Here is an 18,133-nt window from a genome sequence, read left to right as displayed (position 1 = left end):
GCCGGTGTGCGGTGGGGGTTGCTTCCTGCCCCCACCGGTACGGACCAGACCGGCGAATCACTCAAGCCTCACGACAATGCCAACCAAAAGATTCGGAGCCCTCCGCCGGGCGGATTGGTCCGGGATCGAAAAAGTTGGTTCACCAAGGCCGGGACAGGTGGACGGCCACCACCCGGAGACGGGGTGTCCCGGCTAGAAGAGGTGGATCGCCAAGTGCCCCAGCGGCAGACCGAGCCGCCATGCCGCTGTCCAGACCTTTGGCCCGTCGTCCTCGCCCAGCACCGCGCCGCCGCCCGGCACCGCGTCCAGGTCCGGCGCGAGCAGCTCCGTCTCCTCCAGCCAGCGCCACGCGGCGGCCGCCAGTTCCAGATCCGGGGACGGGCCGCCCGACTCCAGCGCCTCGGCGGTGAAGTCCGCCATGCGCTCGCACACCCAGTCCTGCCACGGCTGGTCGTACGCCGTCAGCGAGAGCCAGGTCTCCAGCTGGGTGACGACCCGGATGCCGGAGAGCTCACCGCCCGCGTCCGAGAGGAAGATGGTCAGCGCCAGGGCGTCCCGCCCCGCACGGAACTCGAAGGACGTCGGCGGCATCAGGTCGCCCGTCCGCAGCAGCTCCTCCGCGATGTACTCGGCATAGAACCACGCCATCGGGACGGCCAGTTCGCCGCCGCCGGCGCCGTCCGTGCTCTCTTGACCTCTGTGCAGCATCCCTTCCTGCCTTCCTCCGGTGCGTGCGCGTCGCCCGACCCCGGGCCTGGAGACCAGGCCCCGGCCCCCATCCGGAACACGGATAGAAGACAGCTGATTGCTCAACAGGGGTCCTCAGCAAGGCGCTTTACGGAGGTTTGACTCGGCCATGGGTTTCACCGCAGGTCGGCCGCGTATCCCGGAAGCACCCGGCGTAGGGCGCGCAGTGCGTAGTACGCGCGGGACTTCACCGTACCGGGCGGGATCCCGAGGGCTTCGGCGGCTTCCGCCACACTCGCCCCCTGGAAGTACACCTGCACCAGTACTTCACGGTGCTCGGGAGTGAGTGTCTTCACAGCTTCCCGTACATCGAGGGTCGCCACCGACCGTTCGGCGTGATCGGACATCACTCGGGCGTTCTCCAGCACCGCGTCCCCCACCTCCGCCGGACGGGCCTGACGGGCCCGCCGCGCGTCGATGGCGAGTCGCCGTCCGACGGTGAGCAACCAGGGGCGTACGGAGTCGAAGTCGTCGGCGCGCAGCGCCTCGGGATGCTGCCAGGCGCGCACGAAGGTCTCCTGCACCAGGTCCTCGGCACGATGGCGGTCCCCGTCCGAGAGCCGCAGCAGCAGGGCGAAGAGGGGGCGGCCGTGTTCGCGCTGGAGCTCGGCCAGCTCGTGTTCGGCGGTCGTCCCTCTGGTGATCGTGGTTCCGGCCGTCATGGCCGTATGGGAACGCGGGGCGCCGCGCGGGGACAGAGGGCGGTCACGGATGTGCGGCGGGCGGTCGAACCTGTCGACGAACGGTGCGACGAACGGTCGGCGCACCCCGCGGGCGGTCCGCCCGCGCGGTCCCGGCCGCCCTCCGCGGGCCTACGGCACCACCGTCACCGGCCAGCGGCCCGCCTTCACCAGGCGCAGGGCGACCGAGCCGACGATGCGGTGGCCGGCCTGCTGGGAGGCGCCGACCACGACCGCGTCCGCCTTGAGCCGGTCCGCCGCCGTCACCAGACCGCTGTACGGGTCGCCGCGGAAGGTGTGGAACTCCCAGCGCACCTCGAAGACCCCCTTCACCTGCTCGGCGGCCTCCCGGATCTCCGCCACCAGCTGCTCGGCGATCTCCTCGGTCGTCCCCGCCACCGGCACCCCGAGCGCCGCGCTCGTCGCGAGCGGCGGCTGCACGTACACGATGGCGAGCAGCGCGTGCTGGCGGCGGGCGAGACCGGCGGCGTAGGCCACGGCACGCAGCGAGGTCTCGGAACCGTCCAGTCCGACGAGGATCACCTTGGGCCCGTCGGTGCCGCGTTCGAACCGGTGTGCTTGCTGATCGGTCACGGTCGCGAGGCTATCCGAGCATCCGGCCTCCGGCGTGCGCCGGGGCGGGCATCAGTCAGGGGCGCGCCGGGGGCGGTCATCAGGGGCGCGGGAAACTCGTCCCATCGTGTGATTTCATGCCGCCGCACCGGTGTCGCGGTGGTGCGCCGTCCCCGCCTTGGTCGACTGATGAGTCATGACGAAGGATCAGATGCTCACGGGACGAAGCCTGTTCACGCGCCGCCATCTGCTGACCGGTACGGCCGCCCTGCTCGGCGCCGCCGGCACGGCGGGCACCGCCGCCCTGCTCGTCGGCGACGGGGGAGCCGGACCGGCACCGGCCGGCGCCCCCGTCCCGGCCGCCGGACCGGTGGGCCGCCCCGCGATCAAGCCCTCCGCGTACCGTCTGGAACCCATCGCCGGGTACGGCCCGCGCGCCCGCCGCCGCACCCTCGTCCGGGCCGGCGTCCGGCACGAGCCCTTCCTGCGGGTCGACGGACGCGGCCGGAGCATGGTGCTGACCTTCGACGACGGCCCGGATCCCCGCTACACCCCGGACATCCTGCGGATCCTGCGCGACCACGACGTCCGGGCGATGTTCTTCGTCTGCGGGGAGATGGCCGTCCAGCACCAGGACCTGCTGCGCGAGATGGCCGACGACGGCCATGTCGTCGGCAACCACACCTGGACCCATCCGCTGCTCACCACCCTCTCCCGCTCCCGGGTCCACTCGGAGATGGCCCGCACCAGCGAGATCATCGAGAAGGCGGCCGGGGAACCGCCGCTGTGGTTCCGCGCCCCCTACGGCGCCTGGAACCGGGCCGCGTTCCGCTTCGGTGCCGAGCTGGGCATGGAGCCGCTCGGCTGGACCGTGGACACCCTGGACTGGCGCAGACCGGGCGCGCACACCATCGCCGAGCGCGTGGAGGACGGCGCGGGCCCCGGCGTCGTCGTGCTCTCCCACGACGCGGGCGGCGACCGTTCCCAGAGCGTGGCGGCCCTGCGTGACTATCTGCCCGGACTGCTGGAGGACGGCTACCGCATCACCGTGCCGCAGCGGCAGTACGTAGAGGCCCCGCGATGAGATGCGGGGGCGTTCGCCCGCCGGCCGGGAGCGCTCAGCGCACCTCGACCAGGCGGGCGAACACGACGACGTTCCCGTCGTAGCCGTTCTGCTTGGAGAAACCGCCCCCGCAGGTGATGACCCGCAGCTCGGGAACTCCGCTGTTGCCGTAGACGCGATCGCCGGGGAAGTTGTCCTTGGCGAAGACCTCGACGCCGTAGATCTCGAACACGGCGGTCCTGCGGTCCGCGCGCCGGATCTCGACCTTGGCGCCCTTCTTCAGCGCGCCGAGCCCGTAGAAGACGGCCGGGCCCTGATCGTTGTCGACATGGCCGACGACGACGGCCGTGCCCTTCTCCCCGGGGGAGACCGCGCCGGTGAACCAGCCCGCGAGGTTGGGGTCCCGGGCGGGGGGAGCGTCCACCCAGCCCTGCGGGTCCAGTCCGACGGCCACGGCCGGCGCGTCGACCCGGATCGACGGGATCCGCACCCGGTCGACCATGGCGTACGGCAGCGGGTCCGGGGTGCGCGCGAAGGTGCCCCGCGGTGTGCTGAGGCTGTCGGCGGCGGCCGCCGACGCGGGTTGCGGCGGGCCCACGTCGAACTCCCCCGAGCCGTTGCGAATGAGCGCGAGACCGGTCAGCAGAACCAGCGCTATCACGCCCCACGGAGCGCGCTTCTTCCGCCGCTCCTCCCATTCGGCCTCGGCCGGTGCGGACGAAGACATTCGCCATCCCCTCTCGACACGGCCGTCGCCGTGTGCGTCGCGCGTACGGAAACGCTAAGCGCGCCGCAGCGAGACGGCGACGGGGGCGGGTACGAACGGGTGGCGGCGCGAGAGAGGTCTGCGCCATCCGAGTTCGCCGCCCGAAGGAACTTTCTGACGGTCCGTGACCTGCGGTGATATCCGATCATCCGGAGATATCCCCGGCGTGTCCCGTTCCCGGGGCTCACCAGGACGGACCAGCCCCGAAATGCGGCCTCGCGCACGGCGTCCGAGGGTCGTTCCGGGAGGCGCTTTCTCGCCGATCGACCGGGGACGGGACCCGGGGCGTCTTCCGCGGAGGATCACATGCGTACTACTCGTGTCCTGGCGGCCGCGGCCGCCGCGGCCGCCCTGGTCGGTGTCGCCGCGCCGGCGGCCGCCGCCTGGGACCAACCCAGTTCGGTCACGGCCGCCCCCAACGTCATCGCCCGCGGCGGGCAGCTCGTCCTCACCGTCAAGGGCGGTGACGCGTGCGCGACCGCCGGCAGCACGATCAGCTCGAACGCCTTCCCGACCACCAACCTCGCCTCGATGGGTGGCACGACCGCCACGGCCAGGGCGCGGGTCAACTCCGACGCCAGTCCCGGTTCGTACAGCGTCACCACCCACTGCGAGGGCGAGCGCAAGACGTTCACGGGCGTCTTCACCGTCATCGGCGGGGTGCGCGGCGGGCTCGGCGGCAGCAGCTCCACCGGGGCCACGACCACCGACATCGCGATCGGCGGCGGACTGGTGACGGCGGCGGTCGTCGGCGGGGGCGTCTTCTGGATGCGGCGCCGCTCCGAGAACAAGATCTGACTCCGAGAACAGGATCTGACCCACACGGGAACGACGACGACCGGTCCCGTTCCGCACAGCCCCGCGCCCCGGAACCCGCGACGGTCCGGGGTGAAGGGCTGTCGGGGGTGCGGTGCCGTTGCCGGCGGCGGTCAGGAGTGGCTGCCGTCCTCGGGGCGGCGCCGCGACCGGTGCCAGGCCACGCCCAGCGACCCCGCGACGAGTGCCGCGCCGAGGCCGATCTGCGAGAGGTCGAAGCCCGCGACGGTGCCGCCGGCCCCGGCGTGTGAGCCCCGGGTGGGGTGGTGGGTGGGGTGATGGGTCGGGCGGTCGCCGACGATGGTGAGATCCGTCCGGCCGATCTCGTCGCCGCACTGGAACGTCACCTCGTACACCGTGCCGGGCCGGGCGTCCCGGTCGACGGTCGCGGTGGCCGAGGACTGGCCCCTGGGGATGAGGACGGCGTCGAAGACGCCCGAGGAGACGGTCGTACGGCGGTGGCAGCCGTCCACGCTCAGGATCACCTGCCCGCCGGGGGCGACGGCGGAGGGCGTCACCCCGAAGCCGAACGACGTGCGGTCGCTGACCCGTGCCGCGTGCGCGACGGGTGCGGAGAGGGAGAGGGCGGTCACGGCCGGCAGAACGGCCGCGACGACGCGTATCGCGCGCATGGTGGAGCCTCCGGGTCCCCGAGGAGCCTGCTGCGGACCGTTTCCGCCTGCGCCTGAAATGCACCTCGATGACCGAAAAGTTAAGAAGGCGCGCCCGGCGGCGCGACCGCAGTCGCGCGAATGGGGCAAGCGTGTGCTCCGCACAGGGGACCGGACACGCGTACGGCCGGGGGACGGGCGCCGCGCGGCGCCCGTCCCCCGGCCGTGGACCGGGTGCGGAGGACCGTCAGTCGCCCGCGTTCGGGAACAGGGCGAGGAACGGATCCGCCGTGGCCGAAAGCCCCCGGCTGTAGGGGGCGTCGAAGTCCCAGACCAGGAACAGCAGGAACGCGATCAGGGCGGAGAACAGCCCGGCCAGGATCAGTTCGCGCGCCGTGCGCCGGATCTGCAGGGCGAACACCATGCCGACCGTCACCACCGCGCCGATGATCAGGCCGAACCAGACCACGCCGGGCATCGTCTCGCCGGTCGAGTCCGCGCGGCTGCCGCGCGCGGCGTCGGCCGCGGCGATCTGGTCCAGCAGTGGCTGGTAGGCCTGCGCCTCGAAGTCGCTCCGCGGCTCGTAGTCGGTGACCTCGTGGCGCACGGTGTCGAACAGTTCGGTGCCCCGCTCGGTCACCTCGCCCTTCTCGGCCATGACCTTCCACTCGGTGGTCACCACGTGGCCGACATAGGCGTCGATGTCCGCGCGGATCCGGTCGCGCACGTCCGCCGGGTACACCCGCACCCGCTCACTGACCTCGTGCAGGGCCTGCGCCTCCGCCTGCACCTGGTCCTGCGCGGCGCTGCGGGCCTCCCAGACCCCGGCGATCGCCAGACCCAGCACGATGGCGTACACCACGCCGATCATCATGGTGATGTACTCGATGACGTCCGGGGTCTCGGACGGGTCCTCGTCCGCGGGTGCGGCGTGATGCCGTACTACGGCCACGATGAGGACGACCAGACACGCCGCCCCCATCGCGAGGGTGAGAACAAGCCATTCCGACAAGAGGTTCCTCCAGGAATCAGCGCGGACGCAGGGCGGCGGCGGCGAAGACCGCGGGCACGGTGACGAGCAGGGCGAGCGAGACGAGGGACGGGCCGGAGCGCTTCGTCCGTGCGTGCGACGGGGCCCGGTACGGCGGGTAGCTCACCGGGGTCGGCGACACCTTCGGGCGGGGGCTCGGCGTGGGTTTCGGCTTCGGCTTCGGCTCCGGCGGGGGAGTCGGGGCGGCGACGGGCCGGGGCGCCTCCTTCACGGGCGGTGGCGGCACGGGCGGCGGCGGGGCGGGCCTCGGCGGTGGCGGAGGCGTCGGCCTCGGGGCGGGCGGCGGGTCCGGAGTGGGGTCCGGGGCGGGTGTGGGCGCCGGTGGTTCCGGCCGCGGTGGCGGCGTCGGGGTGGGCGTCGGCTCCGGCGGACACGACGGGGTCGGTGGGGGCGTGGGCGTGGGCGACGGGGTCGGCTCGCAGGAGTCGGTGCTCCCGATCGCCACGGCGACCCTGCCTCCGCCGTCCGGGCCGACATCGGCGTACGCGCAGGCGTCGGCGACCGCCGTACCGCTCGGGGTTCCGGTGAGGAGCCAGGTCAGTGCGAGCAGGGCCGACAGCCGTAGGGCGAGTGCGGATCGGGTCCGCTGGGGTCCTTGCACGTCGGAGATCATCCGTGCTCGCGCCCGCGCGTACGCGGGTGCACGGAGGGATTGCTCCAAAAGAGCGAAGAACGGGCCCCGAAGGTTTGACTGCTGACGCCCGGCGCTGACCCCTTTTTCGATACCGGCGCAGGCCGCGGCGCTCACCGCGTCGCGCGCCGCGACACAGACTTCGGAAAGAAATTCGCGCGGCGTTGAACACAGCGGGCACTCCCACGCGTACCTAGGACCAGCAAGCGGCGCAGTAGGGCGCTGCAACACCCACCGGATACACGGGGAGTTGGAATGAAGACCTCCTGGCGGAGCGCCTCACTCGTAGCGACAGCTGCGGCTGTACTGGTGCTGACGACGGCGTGCGGTCAGGAACAGGGGTCCACGTCCGCACAGAACGTGGGCGCCGCTTCCACCCCGACGCTCGGCACCGGCACCATCGCCGGCACCGGAGCGGGTGCGGGCACGGCCGGCGCGGCGGGCTCCGGTACGTCGGACCAGGCCCAGTCCACCACGGCGGCCTCCGCGGGCCAGCTGACGGTGTGGAACAGCGACGAGTACGGCAAGGTCCTCACGGACAGCGCCGGTCGCACCCTGTACCGCTTTGACAAGGACTCCTTCGAGCCGCCGAAGACGACCTGCGAGGGCGAGTGCGCCGTCACCTGGCCGCCGGTGCCGGCCGCGGGCGCCACCGCCGCCCAGGGTGTCGACAAGGCCCTGCTCGGCGAGGTCAGCCGTCCCGACGGCACCAAGCAGCTGACGGTGGGCGGCTGGCCCCTGTACTACTTCGCCAAGGACACCAAGGCCGGTGACATCAAGGGCCAGGGTCTGAAGGGCACGTGGTTCGCCTCGGCGCCCAACGGCAAGAAGGCCTCCATCAAGGGCGGCGGCGGCGCCGACGCGGGCGGCAACGGGGCCGGGGCGGTCGAGCAGGCCGGTCTGACCACCCGCAATGACGCCAAGCTCGGCGAGATCGTCGTCGACAAGAACGGCATGACCGTCTACCGGTTCCTCAAGGACACCCAGTGGCCGATGTCGACCAAGTGCGTCGGTGACTGCCTCGACAAGTGGCCCGTCGTCGCCCCGGTCGACAAGAACGACACCAAGGGCATCCTGCTGAAGGGCTACACGGTCTTCGACCGCCCCGACGGCTTCAAGCAGCAGACCATCAACTGCATCCCGCTCTACACCTTCGCCAACGACAAGGCCCCCGGCGACACCAACGGCCAGGGCGTCGGCGGCACCTGGTTCGCCATCAACGGTGACGGCGAGCCGATCGGCGCCGACAAGTAGGCCGCGACTTCCCCACGCACCGCACCAGCGCGGCCGATCCAGGTCCGCCCCCTCCGCACCGCACCGGAGGGGGCGGACCGTTTGGCATGTCCGGCTTCGAACAGGCATGGCGGGGGCGGTGGTTGGGCATGTGCCATCGGCAGCGGCTTTGAACGGACGGTCAATTTCCGTTTTCGCTCGCTCCTTCGGCGGACGATCAGTAGCCTCAGCTCGAACACCGGATCGCCTACGCCACCCCCGACGCGTTGGAGAACACTGATGGAGCGTCCCGCCTGGGCGCCGCGGAGCATCGACATCTCGATGCCGTCCGTGGCCCGTATGTACGACTATTACCTGGGCGGTTCGCACAACTTCGAGGTCGACCGCGAGGCGGCCCGCCGGGCCATGGAGTTCGTGCCCGGCCTGCCCAAGATCATGCAGGCGAACCGAGCCTTCATGCGGCGGGCGGTGCGGTACGCCGTCGACGCGGGCGTCACCCAGTTCCTGGACATCGGATCCGGGATCCCCACCTTCGGAAACGTGCACGAGGTCGCCCAGGAGGCCAGCCCCGGCGCCCGGGTCGTGTACGTCGACCACGACCCCGTCGCCGTAGCACACAGCCAGGCGGTTCTCGAGGGGAACGACGGCACGGATGTGGTCGCGGCCGACCTCCGCAAGCCCCGCGACATCCTCGAGAGCCCCCGAGTCCGGCGACTGATCGACCTGAACCGGCCGGTCGCCCTGCTTCTGGTTGCCATACTGCACTTCGTGGAGGACAAGGACGACCCGTACGAAGCGGTGGCCGAGCTGCGTGACGCGCTCGCGCCGGGCAGCCTGCTCGTCGTCTCGCACGCCTGCCGCGAGGGGATTCCGCTGCCCGAGGAGCGGGCGGCCGGCGTGGTGGACGTGTACCGGAACATTCGCAATCCGCTGACCATGCGCTCGTCCGACGAGGTCGCGCGGTTCTTCGAGGGGTACGACATGGTGGAACCCGGAGTGGTGCCGATGGCGAAGTGGCGGCCCGACACGGCTTCCGAGGACGACGATCCGTACGCCTACGCACAGTTCGCCGGCGTGGGGACCAAAGCGTGAGGGCGGAGCCGGACGGGCCGGAGGACAGACTCCGCAGGTTCGCGACGATCTGGAGCCGCGCGGTCTTCCCCGCCACCTCCACCTCGCTGACCAGGCCCGAGTTCGAGGAACAACTCCTGCCGCTGGCCCGCAGGCTCAGCGAGGCGCTGCGGGCCAGGATGTACGACGCCGAGGAGGGCAGGGCCGTCGGCGCCGATCTCGTGGCGGCGCACTGCACCGAACCCGAGGCGCTCAGCCGGACCCTGGACTGCGTCGAGTCCTATCTGGTGCTCTACTGCGGCGGCGACGGACCCCAGGAGGACCTGCGGGCCCGCGCCGCGCGACTGCAGTCCGCGATGGCCGCCGGATACGCCGAGGCGCTGCGGCAGCGCACCCTCGCCGAGCAGGAGGCGATCGCCCGCGCGGCGCTGGAGGCCCAGGGCGCCGTCGCCCGGGCGCTGCACGCGACCGAGGCCCGCTTCCGCGCCGTCTTCGAGGGCGCCGCCATAGGCATCGGCATCGCCGACCTCGACGGCAACGTCCTCCAGGTCAACGGCGCGTTGCTGCGGATGTTCGGCGTCACCGAGCAGGCCATGCGCGGGCGGCCCGTCCCCGACTGGCGACACCCCGACGACGCGCCCCAGGTCTGGCGTCTCTACGACGAGCTGGTCCGCGGCGAGCGCGAGCACTACCACACCGAAAAGGCGTTCTCCCGACCCGACGGAACGGTCCTGTGGACCAACCTCACGGTCTCCCTGCTGCGGGACGCGGACGGCCGGCCCCAGTACCAGCTGGCCCTCATGGAGGACACCACCGAGCGCCGGCTGCTCAACCTGCGCCTGCGCTACGAGGCCACCCACGACGCGCTCACCGGACTGCCCAACCGCACCCTGTTCTTCGAGCGCCTGGAGAAGGCCCTCGCGGCGGGCGACGGCCAGCGCTTCGGCCTCTGCTACCTCGACCTCGACGGCTTCAAGACCATCAACGACAGCCTCGGGCACGCCGCCGGCGACCGTCTGCTCGTCGAGGTCGCCGACCGGCTGCAGTCCTGTGCGACCGCGCCCGGCGAGATGGTCGCCCGGCTCGGCGGCGACGAGTTCGTGGCGCTGACCACCGGCACCGACACCGAGCGCGAGGTCGACGAACTCGCCGACCGCATCATGAACGCGCTGGTCACCCCCGTCCGCATCGACGGCCGGGAGCTGCTGGTGCGCGGCAGCATCGGCATCGTCGAGGGCCCGGCGGGGGAGCGCGGCCCGGCGGAGGTGCTGCGCAGCGCCGACATCACGATGTACCGGGCCAAGTCGGCGGGCGGCAACCGTTACGAGATGGCCGACGCGGAGGCCGACGCCCGCGCCATCACCCGGCACGGGCTCACGACGGCGCTGCCCGCCGCCCTGGACCGGGGCGAGTTCTTCATCGAGTACCAGCCGCTGGTCCACCTCGGCGACGGTACGGTGCGCGGCGCCGAGGCCCTGGTCCGCTGGCTCCACCCGCAGCACGGCGTCCTCGGCCCCGACCGGTTCATCCCGCTCGCCGAGCGCACCGGACTGATCGTGCCGCTCGGCCGCTGGGTCCTGGAGCAGTCGGTGCGCCAGGCACGGGAGTGGCAGGAACGGCAGGGAGGCGCGGGCGCCACCGGGCCGCTGCGCGTCAACGTCAACCTGTCGCCGTGCCAGTTGACCCACCCCGGACTGGTCCAGGACACCGTCGACATCCTGGAGCGGGCGGGCCTGGAACCCGACGCCCTCTGCCTGGAGGTCACCGAGTCCGCCCTCATCGGCGCCGACGACGACCTGCTCAAACCCCTGCGCAGGCTCTCGGAGATGGGCGTCGACATCGCCCTCGACGACTTCGGCACCGGCTACTCCAACCTCGCCAACCTGCGCCGACTGCCGGTCCGGGTCCTGAAGTTGGACCGGTCCTTCACCCAGAGCATGCAGCAGTTCCCGGCCGACCCCGTCGATCTGAAGATCGTCGAGGGGATCGTGTCCCTCGCCCACAGCCTCGACCTCGCGGTCACCGTGGAGGGCGTGGAGACCGGCGCCCAGGCCGAACAACTGCGCATACTCGGCTGCGACACGGCCCAGGGCTGGTACTACGCCCGCCCGGGCCCCCCGGACCGCCTGCACCAACTGGCATTGGTGGACGCGACGGGATAGGGGGCGTTTCAGCCGCCGGGTTCTTCCAAGGGGCGCGCAGCGCGCCCCTCCAGGGGCGCGGGGAACTGCGCGACCAGCCACGACGAACCCGCAGACCCCGACGCCGGCTCACCACTCACGGCGAGACCGGGCCCCCGCCGGAGCCACCTCACCGCTCCACCAACATCCGCTGCAACTCCCGCGCGGCCCGAGGCGGAGCCACATCGCTGCGGTGGGCCAGCGCGATCGTCCGATGCAGCCCGGGCCGGGCCAGCGGGGTCACCCGCAGGCCCCGCCCGGAGCGGGTGGCGACCATCCGCGGGACGACGGCCACGCCCAGTCCCGCCCGGACGAACCCCAGCACCGCGTCCATCTCTCCGCCCTCCACCGCGAAGTCCGGCTCGAACCCCGCGGAGCGACACGCGGCGACGGTGAGTTCCCGCAGGTCGTAGCCGTGGCGGAACATCACGAGCCGCTCGCCCTCCAGATCGGGGACCCGGACCGTCCGGCGGCCGTCGCCGGGCTTCGGTGCGTCGGGGGAGGAGACCACCACCAGATCCTCGCGCAGCAGCTCCACCGTGGTGAGCGCGGGGGAGGGCGTGGGCAGCGGGAGAACCACCAGGGCCAGGTCCAGCGCGCCGCGCGCGAGCTGGCGTACGAGGTCGTGCGAGCCGCCCTCCTCGATCAGCAGGCGGATGCCCGGATAGCGGTCGTGGAAGGCGCGCAGCACGTCCGGGAGCAGACCGGTGCACAGGCTCGGTGTCGCGCCCAGCCGGACCCGGCCCCGCCGCAGCTGCGCCAGCTCCTGCACCTCGTGCCGGGCGGTGTCGGTGTCGGCGAGGATGCGCCGGGCCAGCGGCAGCAGCGCCTCGCCGGCGTCGGTCAGGGTGATGTTGCCGCGCGCCCGCTGGAAGAGGTCCGCCCCCAACTCCCGCTCCAGCGCCTTGATCTGCTGCGACAGCGACGGCTGCGCCACATGGACCAGCTCGGCGGCCCGGGTGAAATGTCTGGTCTCGGCCACCGCCACGAAGTACTGGAGCTGCTGGAACTGCATCCCTCCACGATACGGGACGATAGTTTCCCGCTATCGAAACGAGCTGTTTCATGTCTTGGACCGATGAGGTGACGCGGCTCTAGCGTCATGGGCATGGCTCTGGCAACGCGGACGGAACGGGCGGAGCGGGCGGAACGGTCGGCACGAAAACCGTCCCGGGCGCGCTCGGTGTGGGACAGCTCCCTCGGCAAGAAGACGGTGATGGCCGTCAGCGGACTGATCATGCTGGCGTACCTGGTCGTCCACATGCTCGGCAACCTCAAGATCTTCTTCGGGTCCGACGAGTTCAACGGCTACGCGCACTGGCTGCGCACCCTCGGCGAGCCCTTCCTGCACCATGAGTGGGCCCTGTGGATCGTCCGCGTGGTGCTCGTCGCCGCGGTCGTCGCCCACGCCACGGCCGCATACCAGCTCAGCCGCCGTGACATCAAGGCCCGGCCCACCCCGTACGCGCACCGGAAGCGCCGGGCGAGCTACGCGACCCGCACCATGCGCTGGGGCGGCGTCATCCTCGGCCTGTTCATCGTCTGGCACATCCTCGACCTGACGACCGGCACGGTCCACCCGGGCGGCTTCCAGGCCGGCCACCCGTACCAGAACGTGATCGACACCTTCTCCACCTGGTACGGCAACGTCGTCTACATCGTCGCGGTTCTCGCTCTCGGCCTGCACATCCGGCACGGCTTCTGGAGCGCCGCGCAGACCCTCGGCGCCGGCAGCCGCACCCGCGACCGCGCGCTGCGGGCCACCGCGAACGTCCTGGCCCTGCTGCTGACCGTGGGCTTCGTCTCCGTACCCGTCGCCGTCATGACCGGAGTGGTGAGCTGACCATGACTACGTCCTCCGACTACTCCGCGTACGCGGACTACGTGACCGGTGACCCGGTCGTCGACGGCAAGGCCCCCGAGGGACCGATCGCCGAGCGCTGGGACAGGCGCCGCTTCGAGGCCAAGCTGGTCAACCCCGCCAACCGCCGCAAGCACACGGTGATCGTCGTCGGTACCGGCCTGGCCGGCGGCTCGGCCGGCGCCACCCTCGCCGAACAGGGCTACCACGTCGTCCAGTTCTGCTACCAGGACTCCCCGCGCCGCGCCCACTCGATCGCCGCGCAGGGCGGCATCAACGCCGCCAAGAACTACCGCAACGACGGCGACTCGGCCCACCGGCTGTTCTACGACACCGTCAAGGGCGGCGACTTCAGGGCGCGGGAATCGAACGTCCACCGCCTCGCGCAGATCTCCGTCGAGATCATCGACCAGTGCGTGGCACAGGGCGTGCCGTTCGCACGCGAGTACGGCGGCCTGCTCGACACCCGCTCCTTCGGCGGCGTCCAGGTGTCCCGGACCTTCTACGCCCGGGGGCAGACGGGCCAGCAACTGCTGCTCGGCGCCTACCAGGCCCTCAGCAGGCAGATCGCCGCCGGCAACGTGGAGATGCACCCGCGCACCGAGATGCTCGACCTGATCGTCGTCGACGGGCGGGCGCGCGGGATCGTCGCCCGGAACCTGATCACGGGGAGGATCGACACCTACTTCGCGGACGCCGTGGTGCTGGCGAGCGGCGGGTACGGCAACGTCTTCTACCTGTCGACCAACGCCATGAACTCCAACGCCACCGCCGTCTGGCGGGCGCACCGGCGGGGCGCGCTGTTCGCCAACCCGTGCTTCACCCAGATCCATCCGACGTGCATCCCGCGCACCGGCGACCACCAGTCCAAGCTGACGCTGATGAGCGAGTCGCTGCGCAACGACGGCCGGATCTGGGTGCCGAAGGCGCGGGGTGACCAGCGGCCGGCGAACCGGATCCCCGAGGACGAGCGCGACTACTACCTGGAGCGGATCTACCCCTCCTTCGGCAACCTCGTCCCCCGTGACATCGCCTCCCGCGCCGCGAAGAACGTCTGCGACGAGGGACGGGGCGTCGGGCCCGGCGGACAGGGCGTCTACCTCGACTTCGCCGACGCCATCGCGCGGATGGGCCGCAAGGCCGTCGAGGCCAAGTACGGCAACCTCTTCGACATGTACCAGCGGATCACCGACGAGGATCCGTACGAGGTCCCCATGCGGATCTACCCGGCCGTGCACTACACGATGGGCGGGCTGTGGGTCGACTACGACCTCCAGACCACCGTCCCCGGACTGTTCGCGATCGGCGAGGCCAACTTCTCCGACCACGGGGCCAACCGGCTCGGCGCCTCCGCCCTGATGCAGGGCCTCGCCGACGGGTACTTCGTGCTCCCGGCCACCATCAACGACTATCTCGCCCGGCATCCGCGGCAGGACGGGATCGGCCCCGAGCACCCGGCCGTCCAGGAGGCGCTGGCCGAGACGGAGGACCGGCTGAACCTGCTGCTCGCCGTCGACGGCGACCGTACGCCCGACTCCTTCCACCGCGAACTCGGCGAACTGATGTGGGAGTTCTGCGGTATGGCCCGCACCGACAGCGGACTGCGCAAGGCCCTGGAGCGGATCCCGCAGATCCGCGAGGAGTTCTGGCGGCGGATCAAGGTGCCGGGGACGGGCGAGGAGTTCAACCAGTCCCTGGAGAAGGCCAACCGGATCGTCGACTACCTCGAACTCGCCGAGCTCATGTGCCTCGACGCGCTGCACCGCGCCGAGTCCTGCGGCGGTCACTTCCGCGAGGAGTCCCAGACGGCCGACGGCGAGGCGGAGCGCCGTGACGAGAAGTTCTCGTACGCCGCCGCCTGGGAGTTCACGGGGACCGGCACGGCCCCCGTCCTGCACAAGGAAGACCTCGTCTTCGAGTACGTCCACCCCACCCAGCGGAGCTACGCATGAAGCTCACCCTGCGCGTCTGGCGGCAGCGGGCCGCCGACGCCGACGGCGCCATGTCCACGTACGAGGTGGACGACATCTCGCCCGACATGTCCTTCCTGGAGATGCTCGACACGCTCAACGAGGACCTCATCCTGCGCGGTGAGGACCCGGTGGCCTTCGACCACGACTGCCGCGAGGGCATCTGCGGGGCCTGCTCGCTCGTCATCAACGGGGACGCGCACGGGCCGGAGCGGACCACCACCTGTCAGCTGCACATGCGCTCCTTCTCCGACGGCGACACGATCGACGTCGAGCCGTGGCGGGCGTCGGCGTTCCCGGTGGTCAAGGACCTGGTCGTCGACCGGTCTGCGTTCGACCGCATCATCCAGGCCGGGGGGTACATCACCGCGCCGACCGGGGCCGCGCCGGAGGCGCACGCCACGGCCGTCCCCAAGCCGGACGCGGACTTCGCGTTCGAACACGCGGAGTGCATCGGGTGCGGGGCGTGTGTGGCCGCGTGTCCCAACGGGGCGGCGATGCTGTTCACCTCCGCCAAGATCAACCATCTGAACGTGCTGCCGCAGGGGGCGCCCGAGCGGGAGACGCGGGTGCTGGACATGGTGGAGCGGATGGACGCGGAGGGGTTCGGGGGGTGCACGCTCGCGGGGGAGTGCGCCACGGCTTGCCCCAAGGGGATTCCGCTGGTTTCCATCACGAGTATGAACAAGGAGTGGCTGCGGGCTACCCGTAAGGGCGGGATTCGGTAGCGCCGTCGGGGGCCTGACGTCTTCGGGCTGCGGGTTCGTCGTGGCTGGTCGCGCAGTTCCCCGCGCCCCTGAGGGGCGCGCCGCAGCGGGCCGTGGTCACCAACAAACGTTCGCCGAATCGTGCGGACGGGCGGGGTCGGGAGTGGTGCTCAGTCCCGGCCCCGTCTGGATTTTCTGTGTAGGTAGGCTGCGCGCATGATGTTCGGGCGGAGGGGGAGGCAGCGGTTCCTCGAAGCCGTCGCCGGGTTCGACGCCGCCGTGCGGGAGCGGGACGAGGACCGGACCCGGCGCGCCTACCGGGAGATGCACCGGCGGTTCGAGGGAGCCGGGCGGCACGAGATCGTCCAGGCGACGCCCCGGCTGGCCGCGCTGCTGCCGGAGCTGCCCGCCGGGCCCGACACCATGGTCGCCATCGTGATCGGTGCCTGTGTCGAGCGGGGCGCGGACCCGGCGGGCTGCGCGCCCGCGATCTTCCACGGGCTCGACTGGGCGCTCGACGCCACCGGGGAGTTCTGCGCGCGCTGGTCCGCGACCGGCGGCGGGGACTTCCCCGAGCCGGACCACGGGGACCCCGCCCCGGCGGTCGTCGAACGCGTCGGTATGGAGGCCGCCCTCGGCTGGTGGCTGCTCCCGCGCTGGGAGACGGCGGCCGTCGCCCTGCTCAATCACGCCGCCGTACGCACCGGCCTCGACGCCGCGTGGCGCGCACGGGTGCTCCGGGCGCTGCGGACCGTGGAGGAGGCGTCCGGGCACGCCTTCACGTGCCTCGTGTACGCCCTGCTCGTGCTCGACGACGAGCCGCTGGTCGTGCTGCACCGGCCCAGCGGCACCGGGTACGCGATGCGGATGAGCGGCATCGGGGACAACTTCCAGTTGCACACGCTGCTGGCCGATGTGCTCGTCGGGGGCGGTCATGTCCCCGGCCGGGCGCCGTCCGCGCCGGAGGCCGCCGTGTGCCGGGACGCGCCGGGGCAGGTGCCCACGACCGGGGCGTTCAATCTGGTGGCACCCGGCGGGGAGTGGGTGTGGAACGAGGGGACCCCCGGCGACATACCCGTCGTCGACGGCGTACGGCTGCTGGTGCTCGACCCACCGCCGTACGAGCGGAGCTGGCCCGCCGGACGGTTCCTCCCCGGCATGGCGGGCGACCTCCTCCTGGAGCGGGTCCTCGACGCCGATGAAACCCGCGCGTGGCTCGGGAGTTGCGCGCCGGCCAGGTGACGGCCACCGGGACCGTGCCGTTCAACAAGCGCACATCCGGGCTCTCGCAACCGGTCACGCACGTGTCAGTCGGCGTCGGGAGAACTAGGGCGGCGGACCGCACGTCCCCAGGTCCGCCCCTGACGCCGCCGAGTCGGCCCGTGACCAGGAGATGCCATGACCGCCTCCACCCTCGACAGCCCGCCCCAGTCGGCCGCCCCCACCCGCTACATCGTCACCCTGGCCCGCGGCGAGGAGGACGTCCGCGCCGCACAGCGGCTGCGGCACGAGGTCTTCGCCGGGGAGATGGGCGCCCTGCTGGCCTCGCCGCAGCCGGGGCTGGACGTCGACCCCTTCGACGCCTACTGCGACCACCTGCTCGTCCGGGACATCCTCACCGGACAGGTCGTCGGCACCTACCGGCTGCTGCCGCCCGAGCGGGCCGCGGTCGCCGGACGGCTGTACTCGGAGGGCGAGTTCGACCTCGGCACGCTCGACGCCATCCGGCCCTCGCTGGTGGAGGTCGGCCGCTCCTGTGTCCACCCCGACCACCGCGACGGCGCCGTGATCAGCCTGATCTGGGCCGGGATCGCCCGCTACATGGTCCAGGGCGGCCACGAGTGGCTGGCCGGTTGCTGCTCCGTCCCGCTCGCCGACGGCGGAGTGCTCGCGGCGGGCACCTGGGACCGGGTGCGGGCCAGGAACCTGGCACCGCAGGAGTACCGGGTACGGCCGCTGCTGCCCTGGGTCCCCAAGGGCGAGGCCCCGCAGGGCCGTACCGAGCTGCCGCCGCTGCTGCGCGGTTATCTGCGGCTCGGCGCCTGGGTCTGCGGCGAGCCCGCGCACGACCCGGACTTCGGGGTCGCCGACCTGTACGTCCTGCTGTCGATGCGCCGGGTCGACGCCCGCTATCTGCGCCACTTCCTCTCCCTCGTCCCGACGGCGTGACCCG

General features: G+C 71.8%; 18 protein-coding genes. 10 read left to right on the top strand and 8 right to left on the bottom strand.

The genetic code is table 11. The annotated features are described in order from the left end of the window. Nucleotides 1-192: 192 nt before the first annotated feature. From HW837_RS05885 to HW837_RS05875, 3 genes are all read right to left on the bottom strand, one after another. The gene (locus HW837_RS05885; RefSeq protein ID WP_045561584.1) at nt 193-708 is read right to left on the bottom strand and encodes a hypothetical protein; all 516 of its coding nucleotides are present in this window, start codon (nt 706-708) and stop codon (nt 193-195) included. Nucleotides 709-863: 155 nt separating this feature from the next. Next, nucleotides 864-1,409, bottom strand: a complete 546-nt coding sequence (locus tag HW837_RS05880; RefSeq protein ID WP_045561669.1) for a sigma-70 family RNA polymerase sigma factor — start codon at nt 1,407-1,409, stop codon at nt 864-866. Nucleotides 1,410-1,559: 150 nt separating this feature from the next. Beyond that, nucleotides 1,560-2,021 (bottom strand): universal stress protein, encoded by a 462-nt coding sequence (locus HW837_RS05875; RefSeq protein WP_045561583.1) that lies wholly within the window; start codon nt 2,019-2,021, stop codon nt 1,560-1,562. Nucleotides 2,022-2,196: 175 nt separating this feature from the next. On the opposite strand from HW837_RS05875, the gene HW837_RS05870 reads away from it, so the two are divergent. Continuing rightward, the gene (locus tag HW837_RS05870; protein WP_193381412.1) at nt 2,197-3,084 is read left to right on the top strand and encodes a polysaccharide deacetylase family protein; all 888 of its coding nucleotides are present in this window, start codon (nt 2,197-2,199) and stop codon (nt 3,082-3,084) included. A gap of 34 nt (nt 3,085-3,118) precedes the next feature. On the opposite strand, the gene HW837_RS05865 is transcribed toward HW837_RS05870, so the two are convergent. Next, nucleotides 3,119-3,790, bottom strand: a complete 672-nt coding sequence (locus tag HW837_RS05865; RefSeq protein WP_045561581.1) for a class F sortase — start codon at nt 3,788-3,790, stop codon at nt 3,119-3,121. A gap of 345 nt (nt 3,791-4,135) precedes the next feature. Here HW837_RS05865 and HW837_RS05860 point away from each other — a divergent pair, with 345 nt between their 5' ends. Further along, nucleotides 4,136-4,627: a hypothetical protein gene (locus tag HW837_RS05860; RefSeq protein ID WP_045561580.1), complete on the top strand. Its 492-nt coding sequence runs from the start codon at nt 4,136-4,138 to the stop codon at nt 4,625-4,627. 131 nt (nt 4,628-4,758) lie between these two features. Here the strand turns inward: HW837_RS05860 and HW837_RS05855 are convergent, their stop codons facing one another. The 3 genes from HW837_RS05855 to HW837_RS05845 form a co-directional block, all read right to left on the bottom strand. Then, a complete protein-coding gene (locus HW837_RS05855) occupies nt 4,759-5,277 on the bottom strand; it encodes a hypothetical protein (RefSeq protein WP_193381413.1) in 519 nt (172 codons plus the stop codon). 226 nt (nt 5,278-5,503) lie between these two features. Then, on the bottom strand, nt 5,504-6,268 hold the full coding sequence (locus HW837_RS05850; protein WP_078853811.1) for a bestrophin-like domain: 765 nt from the start codon (nt 6,266-6,268) through the stop codon (nt 5,504-5,506). Nucleotides 6,269-6,284: 16 nt separating this feature from the next. Further along, entirely contained in the window at nt 6,285-6,908 is a 624-nt protein-coding gene (locus HW837_RS05845; protein ID WP_237312902.1) for a hypothetical protein, read from the bottom strand. A gap of 285 nt (nt 6,909-7,193) precedes the next feature. On the opposite strand from HW837_RS05845, the gene HW837_RS05840 reads away from it, so the two are divergent. The 3 genes from HW837_RS05840 to HW837_RS05830 all read left to right on the top strand — a co-directional run bounded on the left by HW837_RS05840 (nt 7,194) and on the right by HW837_RS05830 (nt 11,404). Beyond that, nucleotides 7,194-8,192 carry an SCO0930 family lipoprotein gene (locus HW837_RS05840; RefSeq protein WP_045561577.1) on the top strand — a complete coding sequence of 333 codons (999 nt, stop codon included), beginning with the start codon at nt 7,194-7,196 and terminating at the stop codon, nt 8,190-8,192. Between the two features lie 258 nt (nt 8,193-8,450). Next, a complete protein-coding gene (locus HW837_RS05835) occupies nt 8,451-9,263 on the top strand; it encodes an SAM-dependent methyltransferase (protein WP_045561576.1) in 813 nt (270 codons plus the stop codon). Beyond that, entirely contained in the window at nt 9,260-11,404 is a 2,145-nt protein-coding gene (locus HW837_RS05830; RefSeq protein ID WP_193381414.1) for a putative bifunctional diguanylate cyclase/phosphodiesterase, read from the top strand. The genes HW837_RS05835 and HW837_RS05830 overlap by 4 nt, the downstream gene beginning before the upstream one ends. A 148-nt stretch (nt 11,405-11,552) precedes the next feature. On the opposite strand, the gene HW837_RS05825 is transcribed toward HW837_RS05830, so the two are convergent. Then, complete coding sequence (locus HW837_RS05825) at nt 11,553-12,437, bottom strand: LysR family transcriptional regulator (protein WP_045561574.1); 885 nt, start codon at nt 12,435-12,437, stop codon at nt 11,553-11,555. A gap of 93 nt (nt 12,438-12,530) precedes the next feature. On the opposite strand from HW837_RS05825, the gene HW837_RS05820 reads away from it, so the two are divergent. The 5 genes from HW837_RS05820 to HW837_RS05800 all read left to right on the top strand — a co-directional run bounded on the left by HW837_RS05820 (nt 12,531) and on the right by HW837_RS05800 (nt 18,129). Next, complete coding sequence (locus HW837_RS05820; RefSeq protein ID WP_078853816.1) at nt 12,531-13,265, top strand: succinate dehydrogenase; 735 nt, start codon at nt 12,531-12,533, stop codon at nt 13,263-13,265. Between the two features lie 2 nt (nt 13,266-13,267). Then, nucleotides 13,268-15,235, top strand: coding sequence for a fumarate reductase/succinate dehydrogenase flavoprotein subunit (locus HW837_RS05815; protein ID WP_193381415.1), 1,968 nt, complete (start codon nt 13,268-13,270; stop codon nt 15,233-15,235). Continuing rightward, on the top strand, nt 15,232-15,981 hold the full coding sequence (locus tag HW837_RS05810) for a succinate dehydrogenase/fumarate reductase iron-sulfur subunit (protein ID WP_045561572.1): 750 nt from the start codon (nt 15,232-15,234) through the stop codon (nt 15,979-15,981). The genes HW837_RS05815 and HW837_RS05810 overlap by 4 nt, the downstream gene beginning before the upstream one ends. A 195-nt stretch (nt 15,982-16,176) precedes the next feature. Next, entirely contained in the window at nt 16,177-17,202 is a 1,026-nt protein-coding gene (locus tag HW837_RS05805; RefSeq protein ID WP_193381416.1) for a hypothetical protein, read from the top strand. Between the two features lie 156 nt (nt 17,203-17,358). Continuing rightward, nucleotides 17,359-18,129: a GNAT family N-acetyltransferase gene (locus tag HW837_RS05800; protein WP_193381417.1), complete on the top strand. Its 771-nt coding sequence runs from the start codon at nt 17,359-17,361 to the stop codon at nt 18,127-18,129. The last annotated feature ends 4 nt before the right edge of the window (nt 18,130-18,133 follow it).

The sequence above is a fragment of the Streptomyces caniscabiei genome, from assembly GCF_014930365.1.
Taxonomy (GTDB): domain Bacteria; phylum Actinomycetota; class Actinomycetes; order Streptomycetales; family Streptomycetaceae; genus Streptomyces; species Streptomyces caniscabiei.
The sequence above is the reverse complement of the archived record's forward strand: the minus strand, read 5'-3'. Positions and strand labels throughout refer to the sequence as shown.

Coding starts and splice junctions, on each gene's coding strand:
- HW837_RS05885 (WP_045561584.1), bottom strand. CDS start 708: ATGCTGCACAGAGGTCAAGAGAGCACGGACGGCGCCGGCGGCGGCGAA.
- HW837_RS05880 (WP_045561669.1), bottom strand. CDS start 1,409: ATGACGGCCGGAACCACGATCACCAGAGGGACGACCGCCGAACACGAG.
- HW837_RS05870 (WP_193381412.1), top strand. CDS start 2,197: ATGACGAAGGATCAGATGCTCACGGGACGAAGCCTGTTCACGCGCCGC.
- HW837_RS05865 (WP_045561581.1), bottom strand. CDS start 3,790: ATGTCTTCGTCCGCACCGGCCGAGGCCGAATGGGAGGAGCGGCGGAAG.
- HW837_RS05860 (WP_045561580.1), top strand. CDS start 4,136: ATGCGTACTACTCGTGTCCTGGCGGCCGCGGCCGCCGCGGCCGCCCTG.
- HW837_RS05855 (WP_193381413.1), bottom strand. CDS start 5,277: ATGCGCGCGATACGCGTCGTCGCGGCCGTTCTGCCGGCCGTGACCGCC.
- HW837_RS05840 (WP_045561577.1), top strand. CDS start 7,194: ATGAAGACCTCCTGGCGGAGCGCCTCACTCGTAGCGACAGCTGCGGCT.
- HW837_RS05835 (WP_045561576.1), top strand. CDS start 8,451: ATGGAGCGTCCCGCCTGGGCGCCGCGGAGCATCGACATCTCGATGCCG.
- HW837_RS05825 (WP_045561574.1), bottom strand. CDS start 12,437: ATGCAGTTCCAGCAGCTCCAGTACTTCGTGGCGGTGGCCGAGACCAGA.
- HW837_RS05820 (WP_078853816.1), top strand. CDS start 12,531: ATGGCTCTGGCAACGCGGACGGAACGGGCGGAGCGGGCGGAACGGTCG.
- HW837_RS05815 (WP_193381415.1), top strand. CDS start 13,268: ATGACTACGTCCTCCGACTACTCCGCGTACGCGGACTACGTGACCGGT.
- HW837_RS05810 (WP_045561572.1), top strand. CDS start 15,232: ATGAAGCTCACCCTGCGCGTCTGGCGGCAGCGGGCCGCCGACGCCGAC.
- HW837_RS05805 (WP_193381416.1), top strand. CDS start 16,177: ATGATGTTCGGGCGGAGGGGGAGGCAGCGGTTCCTCGAAGCCGTCGCC.
- HW837_RS05800 (WP_193381417.1), top strand. CDS start 17,359: ATGACCGCCTCCACCCTCGACAGCCCGCCCCAGTCGGCCGCCCCCACC.